Source organism: Hymenobacter sp. (genome assembly GCF_036388155.1).
Taxonomy (GTDB): Bacteria; Bacteroidota; Bacteroidia; order Cytophagales; family Hymenobacteraceae; genus Hymenobacter.
This window is the reverse complement of sequence record NZ_DASVSI010000151.1, coordinates 1-23,175: the sequence shown is the minus strand read 5'-3', so window position 1 is coordinate 23,175 and position 23,175 is coordinate 1. Positions and strand designations below refer to the sequence as shown.

General features: G+C 62.6%; 17 protein-coding genes. 7 read left to right on the top strand and 10 right to left on the bottom strand.

Annotated features, from left to right (window positions below; all coding sequences use genetic code 11):
- Positions 1 to 77 precede the first annotated feature (77 nt).
- The 6 genes from nadD to VF629_RS21815 all read right to left on the bottom strand — a co-directional run bounded on the left by nadD (position 78) and on the right by VF629_RS21815 (position 4,408).
- Positions 78 to 659 carry a nicotinate (nicotinamide) nucleotide adenylyltransferase gene (gene nadD / locus VF629_RS21840; RefSeq protein WP_331060632.1) on the bottom strand — a complete coding sequence of 194 codons (582 nt, stop codon included), beginning with the start codon at positions 657 to 659 and terminating at the stop codon, positions 78 to 80.
- Positions 656 to 1,240 carry a guanylate kinase gene (gmk, locus tag VF629_RS21835; protein ID WP_331060631.1) on the bottom strand — a complete coding sequence of 195 codons (585 nt, stop codon included), beginning with the start codon at positions 1,238 to 1,240 and terminating at the stop codon, positions 656 to 658. The genes nadD and gmk overlap by 4 nt, the downstream gene beginning before the upstream one ends.
- Positions 1,241 to 1,269: 29 nt before the next feature.
- Positions 1,270 to 1,569, bottom strand: coding sequence for a hypothetical protein (locus tag VF629_RS21830; protein ID WP_331060630.1), 300 nt, complete (start codon positions 1,567 to 1,569; stop codon positions 1,270 to 1,272).
- Between the two features lie 73 nt (positions 1,570 to 1,642).
- Entirely contained in the window at positions 1,643 to 2,287 is a 645-nt protein-coding gene (locus VF629_RS21825; protein WP_331060629.1) for a sigma-70 family RNA polymerase sigma factor, read from the bottom strand.
- A 283-nt stretch (positions 2,288 to 2,570) separates the two neighbouring features.
- Positions 2,571 to 3,644 carry a glycosyltransferase family 9 protein gene (locus VF629_RS21820; RefSeq protein WP_331060628.1) on the bottom strand — a complete coding sequence of 358 codons (1,074 nt, stop codon included), beginning with the start codon at positions 3,642 to 3,644 and terminating at the stop codon, positions 2,571 to 2,573.
- Positions 3,641 to 4,408, bottom strand: coding sequence for a glycosyltransferase family 2 protein (locus VF629_RS21815; RefSeq protein WP_331060627.1), 768 nt, complete (start codon positions 4,406 to 4,408; stop codon positions 3,641 to 3,643). The genes VF629_RS21820 and VF629_RS21815 overlap by 4 nt, the downstream gene beginning before the upstream one ends.
- Positions 4,409 to 4,524: 116 nt before the next feature.
- On the opposite strand from VF629_RS21815, the gene VF629_RS21810 reads away from it, so the two are divergent.
- Positions 4,525 to 4,755: a hypothetical protein gene (locus VF629_RS21810; RefSeq protein WP_331060626.1), complete on the top strand. Its 231-nt coding sequence runs from the start codon at positions 4,525 to 4,527 to the stop codon at positions 4,753 to 4,755.
- Between the two features lie 107 nt (positions 4,756 to 4,862).
- Positions 4,863 to 5,393 (top strand): GNAT family N-acetyltransferase, encoded by a 531-nt coding sequence (locus VF629_RS21805; RefSeq protein ID WP_331060625.1) that lies wholly within the window; start codon positions 4,863 to 4,865, stop codon positions 5,391 to 5,393.
- Here VF629_RS21805 and VF629_RS21800 read toward each other — a convergent pair.
- From VF629_RS21800 to VF629_RS21790, 3 genes are all read right to left on the bottom strand, one after another.
- Entirely contained in the window at positions 5,333 to 6,580 is a 1,248-nt protein-coding gene (locus VF629_RS21800; protein WP_331060624.1) for a sterol desaturase family protein, read from the bottom strand. The two genes, VF629_RS21805 and VF629_RS21800, sit on opposite strands and share 61 nt — an antisense overlap.
- Before the next feature lie 27 nt (positions 6,581 to 6,607).
- Positions 6,608 to 8,737, bottom strand: a complete 2,130-nt coding sequence (locus tag VF629_RS21795; protein WP_331060623.1) for a matrixin family metalloprotease — start codon at positions 8,735 to 8,737, stop codon at positions 6,608 to 6,610.
- A 101-nt stretch (positions 8,738 to 8,838) separates the two neighbouring features.
- Positions 8,839 to 9,828: a glycoside hydrolase family 43 protein gene (locus VF629_RS21790; RefSeq protein ID WP_331060622.1), complete on the bottom strand. Its 990-nt coding sequence runs from the start codon at positions 9,826 to 9,828 to the stop codon at positions 8,839 to 8,841.
- A 326-nt stretch (positions 9,829 to 10,154) separates the two neighbouring features.
- Between VF629_RS21790 and VF629_RS21785 the strand changes: the two genes are divergently transcribed.
- Positions 10,155 to 10,952: a S1/P1 nuclease gene (locus VF629_RS21785; RefSeq protein WP_331060621.1), complete on the top strand. Its 798-nt coding sequence runs from the start codon at positions 10,155 to 10,157 to the stop codon at positions 10,950 to 10,952.
- A gap of 195 nt (positions 10,953 to 11,147) precedes the next feature.
- Positions 11,148 to 11,501, top strand: a complete 354-nt coding sequence (locus VF629_RS21780) for a glyoxalase superfamily protein (RefSeq protein ID WP_331060620.1) — start codon at positions 11,148 to 11,150, stop codon at positions 11,499 to 11,501.
- Positions 11,502 to 11,526: 25 nt separating this feature from the next.
- On the opposite strand, the gene VF629_RS21775 is transcribed toward VF629_RS21780, so the two are convergent.
- Positions 11,527 to 12,996, bottom strand: a complete 1,470-nt coding sequence (locus VF629_RS21775) for a pectate lyase (RefSeq protein ID WP_331060619.1) — start codon at positions 12,994 to 12,996, stop codon at positions 11,527 to 11,529.
- Between the two features lie 259 nt (positions 12,997 to 13,255).
- Here VF629_RS21775 and VF629_RS21770 point away from each other — a divergent pair, with 259 nt between their 5' ends.
- The 3 genes from VF629_RS21770 to VF629_RS21760 all read left to right on the top strand — a co-directional run.
- Positions 13,256 to 13,732, top strand: coding sequence for a carboxypeptidase-like regulatory domain-containing protein (locus VF629_RS21770; protein WP_331060618.1), 477 nt, complete (start codon positions 13,256 to 13,258; stop codon positions 13,730 to 13,732).
- A 412-nt stretch (positions 13,733 to 14,144) separates the two neighbouring features.
- A complete protein-coding gene (locus VF629_RS21765) occupies positions 14,145 to 20,174 on the top strand; it encodes a carboxypeptidase-like regulatory domain-containing protein (protein WP_331060617.1) in 6,030 nt (2,009 codons plus the stop codon).
- A gap of 754 nt (positions 20,175 to 20,928) precedes the next feature.
- Positions 20,929 to 23,175 (top strand): SusC/RagA family TonB-linked outer membrane protein (locus VF629_RS21760; RefSeq protein WP_331060642.1); only part of this gene is annotated, 2,247 nt, incomplete at its 3' end.

The following is a 23,175-nucleotide window of genomic DNA, read 5'->3' as shown; positions in this document are numbered from 1 at the left end:
TCTGTGAATGAAAAAGCCCGGCAATTACTTGTCGGGCTTTTTTATGGGTAATATTTCTCGCGCAGCTCCGCAGGGGATTATACGGAGGCCCGCGGAGGCTGAAGGACTTCTTCTACGGCGGCGGGCACCAGGTAGCGGATGCTACGGCCGGCGCACAGGCTTTCGCGGATGTAGGTGGCCGAAATGTCCAGCAGTGGCGCATTCATCAGCTTTACACGGGGAAATTCTTCTAGGCTCGGCAAGTCGTAACCGGGGCGTGGGTAGACGTAAATATCAACTTCAGACAATAGGCGCGCCGACTCCTGCCAACGGGGCAAGCCGGGCACGTTATCGGAACCCATCAGCAACACGAAATCGTGGTGTGGATGGCGCTGCCGCAGAGCATCGAGCGTGGCAATGGTGTAGCTGGGCCGCGGCAAGCCGAACTCGATGGCTTCGGCGCGCAGATGCGGGTTGCCAGCCAAGGCCAGTTCCACGAGGCGCAGGCGCTCGGTGTCGGGCAGCAGGTCGGCGACGGCCTTGAACGGATTGTGCGGCGTGACCACTAGCCAGACCTCCGCCAAATCGGTGCGCGTGGCGAAGTGCTCGGCCAGAATCAGGTGGCCGACGTGCACGGGGTTGAACGAGCCAAACAACAAGCCTACCCGCGGGCCGCTCATACCAAAGCGACCTCGGCGCTGATGAACTGGCGGACCAACTTCTCGGCCTGGTTGCTGGCTTCGTCGAGGTTGTCGTTGACCACGGTCACGTCGAACCGGTCTTCGAAAGCCAATTCAAACTTCGCCTTGTAGACCCGGGAGGAAATGCTGGATTGCGAATCGGTGGCCCGCGCCTGCAAGCGCTGCTCGAGGACTTCAATGGACGGCGGACGGACGAAAATGGCCAGCGCCCGGTCTTTATAAAAGTCCTTGATGCTGAGGCCGCCTTTCACGTCCACATCCAGAATGGCGTGCTTGCCGCTGTCCCAGATGCGTTCGATTTCGGACTTGAGCGTGCCGTAGAAAGCGCCTTCGTAGACCTCTTCCCACTCCACGAATTCATCGTGACGAATCTTGTCCTGAAATTCCTCTGCCGAAATGAAGTAGTAGTCTTTGCCGTTCTCTTCGGCCCGGCCGCGACGGTCGCGGGTGCAGGCCGAAATGGAAAAGCTCAGCTCCGGCACCCGCTCCATGAGCCGGTGCACAATGGTTGTTTTGCCAGCACCCGACGGCGCCGAAAACACAATGATTTTGCCTTGCATCGCGCAAAGCTAGCCAGTAGTGCCGGGAATTAGGCCATTACGGCGCCCACACGGGCCAAAATGGCCTGCTGCAAGGTAGACGGGCTGGAACGACGGGTCACCTGCTGGTTCAAAAAACCGATGAAAACTTGCTGCTTTTTGATGTCGTCAAAGCAGGGCGAGCAGTCGGTGGCGTGGTCGTAGAGGTAGTCTTCGTCCTCCATCGTCACGGGCTGGCCTTCGATGAGTTGGTCTAATACAGTATTCACGCGTTCGCAGTCGGTGCCGTTATCGGGAATGACGGTAGCGGGGGCCGACATGTTGGTTTTTGTAGTAGCAGATGGGTTCATAATTGAAAATGCGGGAAAGGGGTGAAAGACAACGACGTGCAGAGCCATCCATTGCGTGCTCTTGCTGGGAGGGTTAATTATTTTCCTCTTCTGTTAGTTCCGTTTCGTCGTCTATTGCATCATTGCCATATCCCATTGACTGAGCATACCGCTCCAGCTTATCTTTCAAAAAATTGCGAGCACGGTGGAGCCTAGAGCGCACCGTACCAATCGGAATATCAAGCACTTTAGCCATTTCCTCGTAGGTAAAGCCCTCGAGGTCGCAGAGGATGATGACGGTGCGAAAATCAACGGGCAAAGAATTTAGCGCACTAGCTACTTCGTCGCCAATCAAGTCGCGGGCCGACTGCTGCCGCATGTCGGACGACGAAGCGCCCACTTCGCCCTCCGCCTCCACGTCGTCGGGGTTGTAATAGCCCTCAATCTCGCTGTAATCAACTTTAGCGGGCTGTTTGCTCTTCTTGCGGAAGTCGTTGATGAACGAATTCTTAAGAATGCGAAAGAGCCACGCCTTGGCGTTGGTGCCGGGCTCGAAGTACTCGAAAAAGCGATACGCCTTGAGGTAGGTTTCCTGCACCAAGTCGTTGGCATCGTCCTCGTCCAGGGTGAGGCGATAGGCAAAGTTGTAGAGCGGGTCGAGCACGGGCATGAGCTCGGCCTGAAAGCGCCGGTCTTTTTCCTCTTTGCTCAGTTTAACCCGTTCGGGAGAGTCGCTCATACAGGTGGGCGGGGGAAATTGTGGGTCGAAACCTACGAAATAATGAGGGATTGAGACAAATTTGCTTAAACCTACTACTCGATGACGACCGGTGGGCGGTTGCCTCGATGGCTGGGCCGTTCGCCAATCGGTTACTTACGCCTGGCTGTGAAAAAAGCTGCACTTTTTGCGCAGAAACCAGCAGACGGAACCGTGTTTGGCGAGTGCGGCACTGCCCGATGTACGGATAGCAGCGCCGGGTAGGTTGCACTGCAGCTGATGGGCCAAAGCCAAACCACGAGAATTAGCCATTGTTTGGGGGCGCCTTTTCGGCTTGGGGCAGGGGTTGCCAGGCCAGCACACGCGTGGCTACTTCCACGGGCGCGAGGGCACGAATGCACGTGCACGCCGTGGGCTGGGTCCGGCATTCTTCGCAATTGGGCTTGTTGAACACCAGGTATTCGGCGTGCGGCCCCAGGGGTGCCCACCGCCCCGGGTGCATGGGGCGAATGGGCGGGTACAAGCCCAGCGCGTGCCGCCCCAACGCGGCGGCCAGGTGCAGCGGGCCGGTGCTGCCGGCTACTAGGCCATCGGTCGCAGCAATGAAGGCCAGGAATTGTGGTAGGCTGAGCTGCCCGGTAAAGTCAGCAGTTATGTAGGCGGCGTGCTGGGCGAGCCAATCCGCCAGCTCTTCCCCTTCGGCCGCGGTGCCGGTGATGAACACGCGGTGCCCGGCCTGATGCAGCAGCTGGGCGAGCTGTCCGAAATGGTCGAGGCCCCATTCGCGGGCGCTGCCCCGGCTGCGCGGATGCAGGATGACGCTGAGCTGACCGGGTGGGCGGGCGGCCAATTGCCCCGCCCATTGTTGCGCCAGCGGCTCGGTGGGCACGAGCCGAACCAATTGGCCGACCTGTGCTAGCGAAAACTCGGGCTGCTTGCCCAGCGGTTGCAGCAGCTTCAGGTTCAGCTGGGCCTCGTGGAACGTGGAATGGCGCCGGCTCAGGGCCACCAAGCGGTTGCAGGTGAGCCAGTGCCGCCACCGGTTGCGCGTGCCGATGCGAATGGGAATGCCCGCTTTTTGGGCCAGCCGGGCCAGCGTTGTGTTGGGGAAAACGTGAACGATGGCCGCGGCCTCGTATGCGCGCAGGGCTGCTACCTGAGCCGCGCCCGCCTGCGGCAGCAGTTCATCCAAATTCAGGAAATCATCAACCCACGGACATGCGGCGGCCACTGGCGCGGTGTAGGTGCGCCCAATGAGCACCACGCGGCAGCCCGGAAACAGCTGCTTGAGCCGCCCACAAACCGGCAGGGTCAGGACCACGTCCCCGATGGCATCGGTACGGGACACGAGGAAGGTTTGGCGCGTTTCGGGGCTCATGCTTTGGCGTGCTGGGTGCGGGTTTTCAGCTTGGCGAATTTCAGAAATACGCCCCAAGCCGAGACGCCGGCAATGCACAGCCCGGCAAACCCATCGAGGAAGCCCAACCGGAAGAAGTACCCGTGCACAAACTTCCAGAGCGGCTTTAGAAGCAAGTGAAACACGTTGACGTTTGTTTTGCCCCGCAAGGCCAGCTCCTGGGCCGTGATGCTCGTGAACTTGTTGAGTTGGCTCACGTGCTGCGCTATGGAAGGGTAGCTGTAGTGCAGGGCGTCGCCGCGAAGGTCGCCCGTGGTCTGGGCTGGGTCGACCTCGTAGCGCTCGTGCAGCAGCAGCCCCGTCCAGCGGCCGAGGCGGCGGTCGTAGAGGCGCAGCTTGCGGTCAGGGTACCAGCCGCCGTGGCGCACCCAGTGGCCGCAGTAGTTGGTGAGGCGGGCCAGGGAATAGGCGGCGTGCTGCCAATTCTGCTTAGCCGCCGAGATGGACTGGCGCAGCTCGTCGGTCAGCACCTCGTCGGCGTCGAGCTGCAGGACGTGGTCGAATTTGGCCTGGCCGGTGGCGTAGTTCTTCTGCTCCACATACCCCACGAAGGCGTGCTGAATGACGCGGGCGCCGTGCTGCCGGCAGATTTCGACGGTGGCATCCGTGGAAAAAGAATCCACCACCAGCACGTCGTCGGCCACGTTGCCCAGCGCCTGCAGGCAGCGGGCAATGTTGGCTTCTTCATTGAAGGTGATGACGACGACGGAAAGAGAAACGCCCATGGGCCGGCAAATATGCAGCCATTTCACCGGCCGCCGTTTCCAGCCCCTTGCGCATTTTTTTCGTACCGCAACCAACCGAGCGTGCGTAACTTGCGCCCGTATTCGTTTTCCCACACATGAAAAAAACGCTTCTTCCTGGCCTGCTGGCCGCTGCTCTGTTGTCGTTCACGCTGCCTTCGTGCGGCCCTTCTGTAGACGCAGGCGATGATGATATTCCGACCGCCACGCTGCCGCCCCTGCCCGCCGCGCCCGACACCACCAAAGGCGCTCAGCAGCCCGAGCAATACCGGGAGCTGAACTCGGTGAACGCGACGGAAGACATCAAGAGAATGCAGCCCCAAATGTAATTCGCGCGTTTTCGCGTTTCTCCTCCAGGTTTATTCATTAGGCCGTTGCTGCTGAGGCGGTGGCGGCCTAATTTCTTTTTTGTGCCGCCCGGGTGGCCCGCTGTAATATGGAAAACAACATTGTGCTACGCCGGGGCGTGGAAGCCGACTTGCCGCAGGTATTGGCCCTCATTCAGGAGCTGGCCGAATACGAGCGCGCCCCTGAGGCCGTGACCAACACGCTGGCGGCCATGCAGCGCGACGGGTTTGGCCCCGCGCCAATTTTCAGTTTTTTTGTACTCGAAAACACCGCCTCCGAAATCGTCGGCCTGGCGCTTTTCTATACCGCTTACTCTACCTGGAAAGGCCGCATGCTTTACCTCGAAGACTTGGTGGTCACCGAGTCGGCCCGCCGGGGTGGGCTCGGCAAGCTGCTGTTCGATGCCGTGGTGGCCGAAGCCCGCGCCACCGGGGCCATCCGGCTGAAGTGGCAAGTGCTTGAATGGAACGAATCCGCCATCAGCTTCTACAAAAAGCTGGGCGCCACCATCGAGGACGAGTGGTTCAACGGCAACCTCGACGAAGGGCAGCTGGCTAGCTACGCCGTGGCACCCGAGGCCGCGTTGGCAGCGGCTCCGGCCACGGGGCGCAGCTTGTAGCACCACGCCACCGAAGCCAGCACAAACATTCCGCCCAGGGCGCCGGCCCACAGCAGGAAACTGCTTTCCCACAGCAGGGCCACCAACAGGGCCAACGACGCAAGCAGTCGGGGGACTTCGAGTTGCCAGGCCCAGCTGCGGTTTTCGAGCAGTCCCCCGCCGGCCACCACGCCGGCGGCTATCCAGCCGGCCAGGAGGTAGCGCGTGGCGGGCGGCATGCTCTTCTGCGTGAACACGAACAAGGCGGCCACGCCCACCAGCACCACGTATTGCGCCAGCACGTAGCCCGGCACGCCGCGCGCAGGCGTGGGCTGGTACTTGCGGTAGGTGTCTTCGGCCACGGGCGGAATTTCCAGGGGTCCACCCTGTTCTGCAGGCCGCCAGCCGGGGCGGCCAAACACCACCCGCAGCCGGTTGGCTAGGCCGGGCGTGGCCTGGACCTGCCGCCACAAAGCCGGGTAGTGGCTCACGTTGGCCCACAGCGGGTTCCAGGACTGCAGCGGCACAGTGATGCCGTAGACGGGGCGCTCGGTTTCGGGCTCAAAGGTGCCAAAAAGCCGGTCCCAAACGATGAGGGCGCCGGCGTAGTTCTTGTCGATGTAGCGCGGGTTGCGGCCGTGGTGCACGCGGTGGTGCGAAGGCGTGTTCAGCACCCATTCCAGCGGGCCCAAACGGCCAATGAATTCGGTGTGAATCCAAAACTGGTAGAGCGTGACGAGGGCCGAGATGTAGACGAAAAACACCGGCTCGAATCCGATGACGGCCAGGGGCAAGTACACAAAAAAGGTGAACAGGCTTTGCAGCGAGCTTTGGCGCAGGGCCACGCTCAGGTTGTAGTCTTCGCTTTGGTGGTGCACCACGTGGCCGCCCCAAAACAAGTTTATCTGGTGGCTGAGGCGATGGGCCCAGTAATAGCCCAAATCGGCCAGTACGAAGAGCAAGATGCCGGCCGTCCAACTCTGCTTGATGTGGAGGAAGGCGAAATGCTCGTACACAAAAGCGTAGGCGCCTACCCCCACCACGCGCATGAACACCCCCGCTACTTGCGACGTCATGCCGCAGCTGATGTTGGTAAGGGCATCGGCGAAGCGGTACCGGTGGGTGTGCTGCCACCGCTCGGCCAGCAACTCCACCCCAATCAGGACGAAGTAGATGGGAATGCTGAGAACGATGGGACTGAGCGACACAGGCAAGTGTGCTAAAAGGTGATGGCGCTACAGGCGGACGAATGTGTAGCTGCCGGTTTTGCCCTGCGCATCCAGCCACCGCAGAATGTACAGCCCCGGCCGCAGCCCTCCCACGGGCAAGGGAAGCACGTTGAGGCCCGACGCCACGTTGAGGGTGACGCCCCGAATGCGGCGGCCCACCGAGTCGTAGAAACGGAACAGCACCGGGCCTTCGGTGGCCGAGGGATATTGTAGGTTGAGCGCCTCGGCACCGGCCGGCACCGGATTCGGGAAGACCGAAACAGCGGCCGTGGTGGCCTCGGTGGAAAGCAACGTGGGCGCGACGTTGTCGAGCGAGCCGTCGGGGCGTACCAACCGCAGGCGGTAGTACACCAGGCCGCCGGGCGTTTCGGTATCGGTGTACTGGTACTGCGAGCCCGGAGGGCGGGTGGCCACCGTGCCAAGCCGCACCCAGGTGGTGGTGTCCCGGTTCAGGCTCCGCTCCACTACGAAGCTGCCCAGGAAGCACTCGTTGCGCGTGGTCCAATTTAGGGCCACGCCTACGCCGGCCGTGTATTGGGCCGAATAGGCGGTGAGTGGGGCAGGCAGCAAGGCGGGCCCGCCGCAGCCCAAGTTGCGGAAGCTGCGGGCCCGCAGCACCTGCCGCCCGCCGGCCACGTCGCTGGTCGGGTTCAGCGTGCGCGTGTTTTGTCCCCGCCCAATGGCGAAATGCATCACGGCGCCGGGCAGGTTGAGGTGGCTGAGCTGCTGGGCGTGGCCGAGTTCGTGCACGGCCACCGTCTCGAAGTCGATTTGGTTGAGGGCGCCGATGGCCGGGGCCGGGCCGAACTGAAATACGGCCCCGTCATCAAACTGCATGTCCAGCTCTTTCACCCAGAAAATAACCTCGCCATTGGGCGCGTAGCAGCCGCGGTAGTAGCTGCTGGTGCGGCCCAGCACCTGCGTCGGCAGGTCGGCGCCCGCGTCGAATGCGACGACGTTCTGGCCGTCGTCGGCGATGGCGTTGGTGGTGTTGGGAGCGCCTGTTTCCCAGTTCATGCCCGTTTGGCAGCGCCACGTGGCGAGGGCCCGCTGGAAGGCGGCGGTGGCGGCGGCATTAGCGCCGAAATTGGGCCCGGAGCGGAAGGTGATGCCCCCGCTGGGGTTTTGGGCCACGTGGTTGGGCCGCTGCAGGATGGTGCCATCGGTGCTTTCCACGTTGGTTAGGGCGTACACCACGGTGAGGCTGGTGGTGGTTTCCGCCGTCAGGCCGTCGGGGCCGGTCACGCGCACCGGGCCGGAGCCCGCGGGACGGCCGCTGCTCACGGGCTGCCCGCCGCTGGCCGCCGACGGCACCCGCACTTGAATGCGCGTGTTGGTCCAGCTCACGTAGTCGTCTTCGCGGGCTTTTACGCGGGTTACGCCGCCGTCGTCGGCGTTGCGGAACTCCACAAAGCCAGTGCCCCGGGCATTCCCAAACCCGTCGCCGTTGATGGTGAGCACCGCGCCTACGCCGGCTGCCAACCGCTGAGGCGTGAAGCTGGAAATGGTGGGCGCCAGCGTCTTGTTTTTAGGGGCCGGCGCTTGGGCCACCAACGCCGGATTGGCCTGTAGCACCCGCCGCGGCTGGCCAGTGAGCTTGGTTATTTCCTGGTAAAAAGCGGCATTGATTGCCGGGTAAACCCGAAAGGGCTCGCTGGCGGTGCGCTCGGTTGGATTAAACTCGATAAAGCCTTGCTCGCTGCCAAAAGGTGTCCAGGCACGGCCACTGAGCGTTGGCAAACCGGGCCAGGGCGCCGCGGCCAGAAAGAAAACGCCCTGCTGGCCGGGGGTGAGGCGCAAGGTGTTGGTCAGGAGTTGCTGGTCGAGGCCCAGCCGGCCGCCTTCGGTGATGACGGCGAGGGCGGCGGTGTCGGCCACTTGTCCTTTCAGGAGGGAAAACACGCGCAGCCGGTGCCGGGTAAACAAGCGGCCGTGGCCCTCGTCCCAGAAGCTTTGGGCGTCGAGCACCTGCGCTTCGACCACCAAGGCCGACTGTTGCGCTCGGCGCGCGGGCTCAATGGGCAGCATCAGGCAGCGCAGCTCTGGCACCTGCGCCTGGGCCAGGGCTGCACTGCTCAGTCCCACCATCAGGGCCAAGCCCAACCGGCGGCCCACTACTTGAAAAAAAGGTAACACGGATAGCATAGGCAAAATTGAGCGCAGATGGGCGCTGCCCAAGATACGGAGAATGGCTCTGCCAAGGACTGCAAACCAGGGCCGATGACGCATAGCCGACGCTACGGCTGGGCTGGGGTAGCAATGGGCGCGGGCTGGGGCTGCCACGACGGCGAGTTGCCCTGCACCACGGGCCAGCCGTCGGTATACTCCACCCTGTCGAGGAGCAGGACTCGGCGGGAGTAGCCCTCGGAGTCGTCGATGGCGTCGAAGGTGGGCTGGCGTGGGTCGATGGCATGGTAGGCCAGCCAGTCCTGCCCGGCGGCGTCGGTCACCACGCAGTTGTGGCCGGGCGCGCGCCAGTGGGCGTTGGCGGCGAGCAGGGCGGTGCGCGGGTTTGCCGTGGCCGCGGCGTAGGTTTCGAACGGGCCGGTGGCGTGGCGGGCGCGGGCCACCAGCACGGCGTAGTGCGCGTTGGCGCCGCAGCAGTTATCGCCCGAAAAAAAGAGGTAGTACCAGCCGTCGCGGTAGTGCACCCAGGCCGCTTCCACCAGCCGGTGGTAGTCTTCGTCATCGTCCGACACGGTGGGGTGCACTACGGCCTGCGCCACGCTGTCGGGGCGGAAGCTAAGCCGGTCGGCGGCCAGCTCGCGCACCCAGATGGGCCCGAAGCCCGACCCCCAATACAGGAGCCGCTGCCCCGTGGCGGGGTCGTCGAAGGCCATGGGGTCGATGCAGGTGAAGCCTGGGCCGGGCAGCAGGGGCTGGCCGCTGTCTACAAACGGGCCGCCGGGGGCGTCGGCTACCGCGACGGCCAGACTCAGGTAGTCGGCGCCGGTGGGCCGGGCCGAGTAGTACAGGAAGAACCGCCCGTGGTGCTCGCTCACGTGCGGCGCCCAGATTTTTTGGCTGTCGGTGGCCCAGTTGGGTTTGTTGGGCAGGGCCTCGCCGAGGTATTCCCACGCCACCAAATCCTGCGACCGGGCTACTTGCAAATTGATAATGACGCCGGCCCGCTTGGTTTGGGTGCCGTAGGCGTAGTACCAGCCATCGGTGGCGCGAATGATGGTGGGGTCCGGGAAATTATCGTCGAGGATGGGGTTGGTGTACATGGGCAGCAGGCAAAGTCTGGCTCGCAGCTTCCCCGGCGCGGCAATGGCCTATTGGTTCAACCGGGGTTGCTGCTGTAACCATACGTAAGCTGAGCCGATATCGTCAAACGTGGCCACCAGCGGCTGTTGAATGACGTGCACCCTGGTTTGGGTGGTGTGCTGGGTCAAGAAGGGGTGTTGTATTATTTAGCCATTTCAACTCAAGGCCAATGGTTTGATAACGCCGGCTAACCGTGGCCTCACAGGCAGTTGCCGTAGCTTTGCGTGCTATTTCCGCCGCAACCTATTTCAAGCCGCGCTCAGGCGCCCATTCTCATTCCTGTTGTATGTTTTCAAAAAGTGTTGCCACCCTGGCACTGTTGTGTGCTCCGTTTAGCGTGTTGGCCTGGGGCGTGGTGGGCCACCGGGCCGTGGCCCGCATTGCGGAAAACCACCTCTCGGCCGCTGCCAAGCGCGAAACTGCCCGCTTGCTGGGCCAGGAAACCCTGCCGTTGGTCAGCACCTGGCCCGATGAAATCCGGTCGGACCCGCAGTACAGCAGCACCGGGCCCTGGCACTACCTCAACGTGGCCAGCGGCCTGGACTTCCCCGCCTTCGTGCGCCAGCTGACGGCCACGCCCGCCCCCGCCACACCCACCGACGCCTACACCGCCCTGCTGCAAGTGCAGCGCGACCTCAAAGACGCCAGCAAAACCCCGCAGGAGCGGCTTTTCGCCTTGAAATTTCTGGTGCATCTGGTGGGCGACGTGCACCAACCCCTGCACGTGGGCCACGCCGAAGACCGCGGCGGCAACAGCATCGTGGTGAGCTGGCGCGGGCGCGACACCAACCTCCACAGCATCTGGGACGGCGACTTGGTGGAATACCCGGGTTTTACCTATTCAGAAATGGCCGCGACCTACGACCACGCCACGCCGGCCCAAATCAAGCAGTGGCAGAAAGACGACGTGACCACTTGGCTGTTTGAATCTTACCAGCACTGCACGCCCATTTATGCGGCTGCGACGGCTACGCCAAAGTTCGATTATCATTTCTACCCGGCTTTCGGCCCCACCGCCCAGCAGCAGATTCTGAAGGCGGGTATTCGGCTGGCCGGGGTGTTGAACGAGGTGTTTAAGAAATAACTAGGAGCTTCTTCCAGCCAAACGGGCCCCGGTTGCACGCGCGAAAGGGGCCCGTTTGGCTGGAAGGCGCCTTCGCCTACGCGCCGTTCAACCACGTCGGCATAATCCATAAACAATCTATTATCTGTATATTAACCTCAGTATCACAATCAATTGTAGCTTTATAACCCACATCGCTAAGAAGAATATTTTATTATGATAACCCCCATCTTTCAGATTTCAGATTACCAACAAGCGCGTGACTTTTACCTCGATTGGCTGGGGTTTAAGATTGATTGGGAAGACCGGGGCTCCAAAGGCATATACTTACAAGTGTCGCGGGGCGACATCATTCTTCACCTCAGCAGCTACGTCAACGACTGCTGCCCCGGCGCCAAAGCCATAGCCGAAATGAAAGGGCTCCTCACCTACCAGCACTTTTTGGCGCAGAAAAAACAGCCCTTTGTGTGCCCCGAGCTGAAAAAGACCAATTGGAGCGACAAAGTGGTGCAAACGGAAGTCACCGACCCCTTCGGCAATCGCATCGTGTTTGTGGAAGCCTGCATGTAAGCCCCACGGCGCCTGCTCAGCATGTTTATTTGGGGCCTTTCGGGGCATCGGCGGCCGGCACCAAGCTGTTGAGGTAGCTCTCCAGGTTGGTGTAGCCGTCGGTGGCAAACAGGGCGCGGTCGGCGGCGTTGGTCGGGTTCAGGTCGTTCTTTTTCTCCCAGGCGTCGGGCATGCCGTCGTGGTCGGTATCAGTGGGCGCCGGCGCGGACTTGAGCACCGGCCAGGCCCGCTTCGTGACGCTGTAGGGCGTGCCGTGCGGGTAGTGCCCCTGCACGTCGATGATGGTGCCGGCGCCAGCGCGCACCTCCCGCACAATGCGCTGGTCGAGCGTGTCGCGGCGCGGGCCCGTGGCGCCGGCCCCCCGCAGCACCGCTTCGTAGGCTTCGGGTGCCGGCTGCAGGGTTATCGGCCCCAGGGCGAAGGGTTTTTCAACCTTTGAAAGCACGGTATCGGCCGCTGTGCCGCCGTTCATGGTTACGCCGCGCCAGTTGCGGGCCGTGACGGCCGGAGCCCCCGCCACGTAGTTGCCGGCCACGTAAAACTTGCCGTAGGGCAGGCGGCCCGGGTCTTTGTCAATCTTGTACGGATTCAGCACGCGGGCCCGCACTTTGGGGTCGGTGCTGGGGCCGGGCTTGTAGTAGTTGTTGACGATGTTGTAGTTGCCGCCCTCGCCGGCGTACACGTTGTTGTCGCCCCAGTTGTAAATGACGTTGTTGCTGAAATCGCAGTTTTCGAAACCCGCCGGGTGCGTGTAGCGGCTGCCGTTGAAGCGGGGCGTCCGGTTTTTGCAATGCGCAAACAGGTTGTGGTGAAACGAGGCGCGCTGCCCGCCCCAGATGCCCCCAAACCCGTGGCGCTCAAAATCGGTGTCGCCCGTTTCGAAATGGTAGGAGTAATTCAGCGGCTCGGCAATGAGGTTCCACTGCAGGGTGGTGCTGTCGCCCTCGTACACCGACAGGGCCTCGTCGGTGCTCCAGCTCATCGAGCAGTGGTCGACGACGAGGTGCTTGTTGCGCGTCCCGCCGAAAGCGTCGTCGCCCCCTGCGCCGGGCTTTTGGCCTTGGTTCTGGTTTTTGTCGCCCATTCGGAAGCGCAGAAAGCGCACGATGACGTTGTTGGCCTTCACCGACACCGGGTAGTCGGCGAGGCAAATGCCGTCGCCGGGAGCGGTTTGGCCGGCCAGGGTGGTGTTGGGTTGTTTGATTTCCAGCGGCGAAGCCAAATGGATGGTGCCCGACACCCGAAACACCACCGCGCGGGCCACCGCCGGCCGGCTCAAGGCGTAGCGCAGGCTGCCCGGCTTGTTGTCGTCGTTCAGGTTCGTGACCTCGAACACGGCGGTGGGCGCCGCGGCCGAACCGCGTCCGCCGGTAGTGAAACGCCCGGCTCCTTCGGCGCCCGGAAACGCAACCAAGCCTTGGGCCGAAGCTGCAACCGGCACCAGCAGCAGGCCGAACCCGGCTGCAGCGAGCGCAAAAGACCAAGAAAGTCGCAAGGAAAGACTACTGAAAGGACTGAAACGAAGCATAGCTCAACATTGAGCAGGCAACTTAAGGCCGCACGAGGGAACACAGCCTGAACGCTGCACCTGTGGACAAATAAAAACCGCGTCAGTTGGCTACCCGGGCTGGTTAGTCCGCATTCGGCGGCGGCAACGAAACTTCTGGGCACCGCTGTTCGTGTTATGCGGAATAATCGGTTAGATTGCAAAAGAGTTGGTTCACAACCGCCTTCTACGGCCTTTTTCCTTTTCTATGCGTTTAGTTTTCCTCGCTGCTGCTTTTGGGTGTGTGTGTGTTGCACGCTCGGGAGCTGCCCAAACGGCTGGTGCTTCTACCACTGCCGCCAAAACCCAGGACCAAATTGCATTGTCCGCGCGGCCCGCTGAGGCCGAAGCCAGTGGGCGAATGAAGTTGGCTTGCGCGCCGCTCAGCGGTGAGATTTTTGAAGCCAACGGTCGTCCTTTGGTCGGTGCCACCGTCCTCATTAAGGGGACTCATCAGGTGTACGTCACCAACTCCGATGGGCATTTTGACCTGACCGAAACCGTGTACCAGGGCCAGGTGCTCACCGTGCAAGCCGCCGGCTACAACACCCAGGAAATACCACTGGATGACTGCAGCTTGCCGCGGCTGGTGCTGGAGCGCTCCAGCACGGCACGCATCAAAAAGAGCGGCAAGCGGGCAGGCCAGGTGACGCGCTTGAACAAGCGCAACACCAATCTGAAGTAAAGCCGCTGCAGTTGGGCAGGCGCTACTGGCAAGCAGTTTTAAGCGGCTTCTTCCCAACATTCGCATTAGGCCTCCTTTACTCAAGAGAAGCAGTTAATCGATTGCTGCCAGTAAAAAAGCCACCCGAGTATGCTCTCGCGGTGGTTTTTTTAATGACAATAAAGCGGTTTGGGCAGAATGTCGCTTGCCGGTCCGACGCCCGAGGCGTCGGACCGGTTGTCGTTGAAAGGTGACGGGGAGGCGGCCCAGGCGGCGCGGACGGCAACCGGTCGGACGCCTCGGGCGTCGGACCGGGCGGAACCGACTTCCTAAACAGGTTCCATGACCTTTTCTGAATCACAATAAAAAAACAAGCATATGCATTTCGCGGGCCGCCAGCATCAGGGAGGATATCCTTACTGCCACGCCGCCTATGCGCCCTCTCCTACTCTTCGCTGCCCTGTTCTTGCTCCTGTGGCGCCCCGCTCTTGCCCAGCAGCCGGTGGCACAAGCCCGGCAAACGAGCTACCTCACCAAGGTTTTCCGCATCACCGACGAGCAGGCACGCACGCTCTACGAGCGTGGCATGAACGCGGCGCGGCCGGCATTTTTCACGCAGGTAGCCGACTCGTTTCCGTCGGGTAAGCCATCGAGGCGCCGGCTGCCGCTGGGCTACTACCTGGTGGCCCACACCGAAGGCGCCCAGCTGGTGTACTCGCTGCGCACCGAAACCGACCGCGAAGTAGTGGTAGTCGACAACCAAGTGGACGTGAGCTTGGTGGTACGCGACTCGCTGGGCCGGCTGCTGCCCGACGCGCAAGTGGCCTTGGCGGGCAAGCCCCTCCCCTTCGACACCGCCACCCACACCTACCGGCGCACGGGCCGAAGCAAGGAAGGCTTGGTGGCCGTGACGCAACGCGGGCGCACCACCTTCCACGCGCTCGACCAGAAGTTTCCGGAGGAAGGCGAGCGCTACCGGCCGCAGGGCCAGTGGCTGCGGCGGGCCTACCAGCGGATGGTGTACGGCTTCCCGCTGGGCTACCTGTCTAGGCCCGTGCGAAACCTAGTGAACGACCTGCGCCACGCTTCCGGCGTATCGACGGGACTGGTGGGCCTGGTGCGCGCCCCCTTCAACGAAGACGTGCGCGACGAGCGCCGGGAGCGCCGCGAAGGCCCCCGCGACCACGACCGACCGCAAGAAGACCGCCGCTGGACCAATTACGTGGCCACCAGCCAGCCCCGCTACCGCCCCACCGGCGACACCCTGCGCCTGAAAGCGCGGGTGCTGCGCAAAGCCAACGGCCGTCCCTACCGCCGCCCCCTCACCCTCTGGCTGGGCAGCTCCCAAGGCGAGGAGCAGGCCGGCAAGCGCATTGCCACGCTGCGGCCCACACGGCCCGGCAGCTACCAGTACACCCTGCCCCTGACCGATACGCTGGGCCTACGGCCCGATACCTACGTGGGGTTCCGGCTGCAGGACCGTCGCCAACGCGTGCTGGCCAGCGGCCAGTTTCGGCTCGAAGACTATGAGCTTAAGAACAGCCATTACACGCTGCGCGTGGGCGAGAAAACGCAACATACCGGCCAGGCCCAGGCCATTTTCCTGCGCGGCGCCGACGCCAACGACATCAACCTGCTCGATGCCCGGCTACGCCTGAGCGTGACGCCCGCCGGGGCACCGGGCCCACTGCCGCGCCGCCAGCTCTTCATGCCCGACACGCTCTGGACCAAGCGCCAGCCCCTCGATGCGCTGGGCGAAACCCGCCTCGACCTGCCCAGCGCCGCGCTGCCCGACGTGGACTTTCGCTACCACGTGCAAGCCACCTTCCTCACTTCCGACAACGAGCGCCGCAGCGAAAGCACCACCGTCGATTTCCGCCACGACCCCGGCGAACTGCGCCTGGAGCTGCGCGGCGACTCGGTGCACCTCGAATACCGGCACCTGGGCAAGAGCCAGCCCCACCGGGCCACGCTTGACATTTCTACGGACAACGCCTTGGGCAGCGGCTGGCTGTTTCGCGGCCCCGTGCCGCTGCCGCACGCGGTAAAAGTGAATGGGCAAGCCGACTATTACGAGCTGCGCGACGAGCAAGGGCGCAAGGCCAGCCTCGAAATCGACGAGCGCAACGCCGAGCTCAGCCTGCTTTCCGACCGCCAGGGCGACTCGCTGGTGCTGGCCGTGAGCAACCCGCGCCAACTCCGTTTCTGGTACTACATCTACCAGGGCAACCGCCTGCGCTGCCGCGGCTATGGTTCCGACCTGCGCCTGGCCGTGCCCCACGCTGGCAGCCAGCCGTGGTACGCCTCGCTGCACTACTGGTGGGGCACCGAAATGCGCACGGCCGAATTCACCATGGCTCTGCCCGCGCCCCAATTGGTCGTCAGTGCCGAGCATCCCGCCGTGGCCTACCCCGGCCAGAAAATCAGCCTGCGCTACGCCGTCACGGACGAGCGCGGCCGCCCCGTGCCCAACGCCGACCTCACGAGCTACGCCTACACCAGCAAGTTTGGGCAGGCCGCCGCGCCCAAGCTGCCGGTGCTGCGGACGAGCCGCCCGGTGCAGGGCCGCCAGTCGCGGCGGCGCTTCGAGCTGGGCGATGACTTCGATGGCTCCTCGGGGCAGCAGCTCCTGGCGTGGAACCGCTGGCGCGGCGTACTCGGGCTCGATTCGCTGGCTTTTTATAAGTTTTTATACCCGGAGAGCGGCTTCTTTCACGAATACCGGCCGGCGCCGGGCGGGCTCACGCAGGTGGCCGTTTTTCTGGTCGACTCGGGCCGGGTGCAGCCCCCGGTGGCCTTGTACGTCGACGGTCAGCCCAGCTACATCTACGACCTCAACCGCAACGCCCCCTACACGGCGGTGGCCGACGGAGGCCTCCACACGCTAAGCGTGCGCACCGCCAACCGCCTGGTAACGCTACACGGCGTGTACCTGCGCCCCCTGCACAAGCTCACCCTGAGCATCGACGTAAACCGCCCCTGCGCCGAGATGAGCGTGGAAAAGCGCAAAGCAGCGTTGTTGCCTGACGAGCTGCTGGGTCTGCAACGCTCGGTGATGGTGCTGGACAATTCGCTGTCGTCGGCCACCACGCTCCGGCAGGGCCAGCTGTTGCGGCCCCTCACGCCGGGGCACTTTGGAAACACGGTGGTGAGTGGCCCGTTCCGGCCCGACTCGGTGTTGCTGCGCGACGCGTATGGGCTGCGGCGCAAGTTTGTGTTTGAGCCCCTGTATCGGTACTCGTTTGGGCGCAACCTGTTGAAGATGCAATGCCTGGACCCCAGTCAGCTGGGCCCGCTTAATGGCACGGCTTCTTCCGGTTGGCTTCCGCTGAAGGATTTTGCTTACACCGAAGCCGATTTTAAGCGCCAGCCCGCTTGGGTGGCCGCCGCTACGCCGGACTATCTCACCGCTCGGCTCGAGGTGCCTTATACCACGCCCCTGGGCCAAGGCCGGCTGGAGCTGCGCCTGCCCGAGCGCCCGACTAAAACCACCCCGGAGCTGGCGGCCCCGCGCTACGTGCTGCTCACGCGGCCGGGCCAACCCAAATTCCTGCGGCTGGCGCACGGCAGCGGCCTGATTCACGCCCTCGCGCCCGGCCGCTACCGCGTAGCCGTGCTGCTGGCCGACAGCTCCTGCCTGGCCCCTGCCGAGGACGTGTTCATCAAGCCCAACGGCCAGACCTATTTCCAGCTCCGCCTCACCGACCGCGTGCCGGCGGGCCGCCTCAGCCGCCGCATCAACCAGCAACTGTGGCTGCGGCGCCCCATTAAAAGACCCATTATCATGGCTGACGATGTGCCGGCCCGGCGCGAAATTCGGGTCGAAACGCCCGCTGCGCCTCGGCCCGATTGGCGCACGGTGCGCGGGCAGGTCCTCGACCGAGCCAGCGAAGAAGGCCTGCCCGGCGTAACCGTGCTGCTGAAAGGCACCACCATCGGCGTGTCTACTAGCGCCGACGGGAGCTTTTTGCTGCAAGTGCCACCCGATGGGCGCAGCACCCTCACGTTTAGCTACATCGGCTATGCCACCCAAAACGTTGCGCTGGAATGGCAAAGTGCGTTGGTGGTCAAGCTGACAGTTGACACAAAACAGTTAAACGAGGTGGTCGTGACAGGCTATGGCATGCAGAGCCGAAAGTCAATGACCGCCTCCGTATCCTCCGTATCCTTGCAAGGCCGGGTGGCCGGTGTGCAAATCAATGGCGCCCCCTCCGTAAGAATCCGCGGCAACTCCTCGCTTGCCGGCAGCAACCAGCCACTCATTATCCTCGACGGCTTGCCCTTCAATGGCTTGCTGACCGACCTCGACCCGGCTATCATTGCCAGCATGAACATCTTGAAAGCCGCCCAGGCTTCTGGTATTTATGGCTCCCAAGGTGCCAACGGCGTGGTGCTTATTACCACCAAAAAGAACACCGATACCACCGGCTCCGGCCAGGACCCGCGCCTGGCCATGCGCAGCCATTTCCGCGACTATGCCTGGTGGCGCCCTTTGCTCGTGACCGACGCCCGCGGCCAAGCCCGCACCGACGTAGTGCTGCCCGACGACGTGACCAGTTGGGACAGCTTCGTGCTGGCCTCCGACGACCATGGCCGGGTGGGCCAGGCCACCGGCCGCCTGCGGTCCTTCAAGCAACTGCGGGCCGAACTGGCCACGCCCCGCTTCCTGGTGGCGGGCGACCGCACCCAGCTGCTGGGCAAAAGCTTGAACTACGGCTTCGACACGGTCCAGGTCGCGACCACCTTCCGGGCCGGCGCACAGGTGCTGCGCACGCAAAACCGGCTGGTTAGCCCCGTGGCGCTTGATACGCTCACTTTCACCGCGCCCTCGCCCACGGTGCCCGACTCGGTTACCCTCAGCTTCGCACTGGCCCAGCCCACCGGCTACCAAGACGGGGAGCAGCGCAGCCTGCTGGTGTTGCCGGCCGGCACCCTGGAGCGGGTGGGCACCTTCGCCACCCTCGCGGCCGCCGATACGACGGTGCAGTTGCCCATCAACCCGGCCTGGGGCGAGGTAACGGTGCGCCTGGAAAGCGACGCCCTGCCGCTGCTGCTCTCCGAAATCGACCACCTGCAACGCTACGCCTACCTCTGCAACGAGCAGGCCGCCTCTAAGCTGAAAGCGCTGCTGCTGGAACGGCGCATCCGGGCGGTGCAGGCGCTGCCGTTCCGGGGCGACAAGGCCATCAATTTTCTCGTTAAAAAGCTACTGGCCGGCCAGCACAAGCCCGAGCACCTGTGGGGTACCTGGCCCAATTCGGCGGTGAGCCCCTGGGCTACCACGCACGTACTAGAGGCCCTACTGGAAGCCGAAAAGGCCGGCTACAAGGTGGCGTTCGACCGCGCGCCGGTGCAGGCCTACCTGCTGCGCGAGTTGGACGAGCACCTGAGCGAAGCCGCGACGGTGGCCACCCTTCAAGGCCGCTCGCTGCCCAGTTACTACAGCACCTACCGCGCGCCCGACGACCTCATTCGCCTGCTGGCCCTGCTTCACCGCCTGGGTGCCCCGGCTGACTTCCAAACGTACGTGAGCCGCTTCGACCGCCTCCAAAAGGGTCGCCAGCCCCTCGACCGTTACCTGGCGCTGGTGGCGCTGCGCCAACAACTCGGCCTGCCCTACCAACTCGATACGCTGCGCCGCTACCGGCTGGCCACCCAGTTGGGCGGCGTGCTGTACGGCGACACCCTGCACGCTTCTTCCTACTATGGCTACTTGCTGCGCGACCGCGTGGGCACTACGCTGCTGGCCTATCGGGCCCTGCGCGCCAGCAGCGGGCACGAGGCCGAGCTGGTTCGCCTGCGCATGGGCCTGCTCAACCTGCGCCGGGGTGGCCACTGGACCAGCACCTACGAAGCGGCAGAAATACTCGAAACCATCGGCCCCGACCTATTCGCGGCAGGCAAGCCGGCCACGTTTGCGCGGGCTCAGCTCAGCGGCGGCCTCAACCAAACCGTGACGCAGTTTCCCTTCACTGCCAAGCTGGCCAGTAGTTCGGGCCCGCTCATCTTGCACAAGGAAGGCCTGCTGCCTATTTACGCCACCGCCTATCAAAACCACTGGAACCCGAAGCCTGCGCCCGTTTCTGCCGCCTTCACGGTGCGTACCGAGTTGGCGGGGCAAACCGGCACCCGCGTGGTGCTACGCGCCGGCCAGCCCGCCGAACTGCTCGTGACCGTTGATGTCAAGGTCGAGGCCCGCTACGTGCTGCTGGAAGTGCCCATTCCGGCCGGCTGTTCCTACGGCGACCCAGCCCCGACCAATTCCCTCGAAACCCACCGCGAGTACCTGCGCCACCAAACAGGCGTCTTCCTCGACCGCCTGCCCATCGGCCAGCACCAGTTCCGCATTGCGCTGCAACCCCGGTTCCGGGGCGTGTACACCGTCAATCCTGCCAAAGCCGAACTGGTCTACTTCCCTACAAAGTTCGGGCGCTCGGCCAGCAAGCAGGCAGTGGTGAAGTAGTGAGCGAGTAGGCCGACGTCCCAAACGGGTACACTGCGAAAATTATCCCTAATAATCAATGATTTACAGAAGCTCTTTCCTGTACACGTTTCTTCACCGGCACACTTGGCGCAGCTGCCTAGTAAAGCGGCTATCACCCAAAACCTTCATGCCCCAACGCTGCTCCTGTAGCGCCTTCTAGGGCTGGGTTGCCGCTGAGGGAAGCGGGAATGAACATTTGGCTATTAACAAGAGGCTGATACCACTCTGCCAAAGATTATGCCCCGCATGCCCCGAACGTTAGGGCACCTGCCTAATTTTTTCCCTAAATTCTGCTAGTTATCAAAACTTAAGCATTAAGGCACTGCAGCGTTTGTTTATATCAATTTTATCCCCCTGCTTGCAAACGTTTGTGTAATAATTGGCCCTAGTTTTATTTTGTTAGCTTTCAGTCTGCTATAATTGCTAAAACGTTTTTGTTAATGATTAACTTTACGCAATGCTCACCTCTGGCAAGAAGGCAAGGTGGCGTCAAAGCCAGTATTTGTTTTTCTGTCGTAGAGCATGCCTCATTCAGCAATTAATTCTACAGAACCTTTTGCAACCCTAGCAACTCGCTTCTACCACTCCTTTCCTTCCCTCACACCTGGCACTGCGAATTCCCTGGCCTAAAGCACCGACACCGGCCCATACATAACTATTAGCCCAACAGTTACACATGAGTAAAATCATACCAAAAGAAAGCAAACACTGCATTGTCCTGGTCGCCTTGAGCGTGCTCGGAGTGACTCCGGCGTTTGCCGCCCCCGCAACCAGCCTGCGGCTCTGGCAAGCCCAGACGCCGCTTGCTACTGCACAGGATAGCGCTGCAACGAACCTGTTTATTCCGGCCATCGTCGACGAAAACCAGGAACCCCTGCAGGGCGTGGAAGTTTCCAGTCGGCGCGGTACGTTGTCGGCGGTATCGGATGCGGATGGACGGGTTAGACTAGCCATTGGGAGCGGCGACACTGTATTGCTAAAAGCATTTAGCACGGTGCTGCTGCGTTACGTGGTGCAGGCCAACAACTTGTCGCCGGCCCTCGTGCTGAGCACCAAGAATCCGGCCGTCGCCCGGCTCAAGCCCGTGCGGCTGCTTTACAACACCGCCCGCCCCGACTTGACGGCTTCTTCTACACAAACGATTTACTACAGTGACTTGCGCAAGCTGCCGGTGGCTTCGTTCCTGAACGCACTGTCGGGACGGGTGGCCGGCATGACCACTAACCAGTCTTCGGGGCAGCCCGGCAGCGACGAGGTAGCGCCCAACCTCCGGGGCCAGCGCCCCCTGGTGGTCATCGACGGCATACCGCGGGAGCTGACGGTGTTCGACTTAGAGGAAATTGAGTCCGTGACGGTGCTCAACGACGCACTGAGCACCGTGATGCTCGGGGCCCGCAGCTCCAACGGCGTGCTACACGTGACCACCCGCCGGGGCACGCCCGGCCAGCCCCGGATTTCCTTCACGGTGCAGTCGGCCCTGCAGCAGCCCATGAAGATGCCCAAGGCTCTGGACGCCTACAACTACGCCCTGCTGCACAACGAGGCCCGCACCAACGACGGCTTGACGCCGCTGCTTTATTCCCCCGCCGACCTGCAGGCCTACCAGGACGGCTCCGACCCCTTCGGCCACCCCGACGTGGACTGGCGCAAGCAGGTGCTCAAAAAGTCGTCGCGCCTGGACCGCTACACGTTCAGCGCCTCGGGGGGCAACAGCTTCTCCAAGTATTTTGTGTCGCTGGAGCACCTCAACCAGTCGGGCTTGCTCAAGGAGAGCGACATCAATCCTTACAAGACCAGCAACACCTTCAAGAGCTACATCGTCCGCTCCAACGTGGACTTGCAGCTCAACTCGAAGCTTTCGGCCGGGGTGCATTTGCTGGGCCGCATCGTCGACACCAACGAGCCCGGCCTGAACGCGCTGCTCGATGCCGCCAACTTGGGGCCGGGCACCGCCACCAACAGCATATTCAATGCGTTGGTGAACACGCCCAACAACGCTTATCCTCTCTACAACGAAGATGGCTCATTCGGCGGCAACCAGCAGTTTCAGAATAACCTCTGGGGGCAAACCATCAATTCGGGCTACCAGACCAGCTACCGGCGCGACATGCTGGCCGACTTCTACCTGAAGCGGACCTTCGATGAGTTTTTGCCGGGCTTGTACCTGAAGGCGGTGGGCTCTTACTACACAAACGTTTCCGAGAACATCAACCGGAGCAAAGTGTACCCCGTTTTCGGGCGGCGCAACACCACCCCCGTCAGCTACCAGCAGTTTGGCGTGATTGGCCAGCAAATCAACCTGGTTTCGACGGCCGTGCAGTTCCGCACCGACTACGTGGAGCTGAGCGCGGGCTACGACCACCAGTTTGGCGCCCATGGCCTGAATGCCACCCTGCTGGCCAACCGCCAAAACTCGGTAGCGGGCCGAAACTTGCCCTACACGTTCACGGGCGGCTCGGGGCGGCTGGCGTATAACTTCAAGGAGAAGTACGTGGCCGAGTTCGCGTTCGGGCTGAACGGCTCCAACCGCTACACCAGCGACGACAAGCCCAAGCTGGGCTTCTTCCCGGCCGGGGGCTTGGCCTGGAACGTCTCGCGCGAAGACTTCATGCAGTCCGCCACCTGGCTGTCGCACCTGAAGCTGTTCGGCTCGTTTGGCAAGACCGGCAACGACAACCCCGGCGACTTCGTCTACATTCAGCGCTACTTCGACACGGCCAACCCCACCTTTGGCACCGCGGCGGGCACTCAGTTTTCGCTGAGCGAGTCAGCCCTGGCCAACCCCAACATCACCTGGGAAAAAGCCCTCAAGCTGAACACGGGCATCCAGGGCGCGGTGCTCAACAACCACCTGGGCTTCCTCATCGAGTACTACAGCAACAAGTACTACGACCTGCTGACTCAGCGGGGCCGCAACACCGCGCTGCTGGGCAACTTCTACCCCAATGAAAACATTGGCCAGAACCGCTACAGCGGCTTC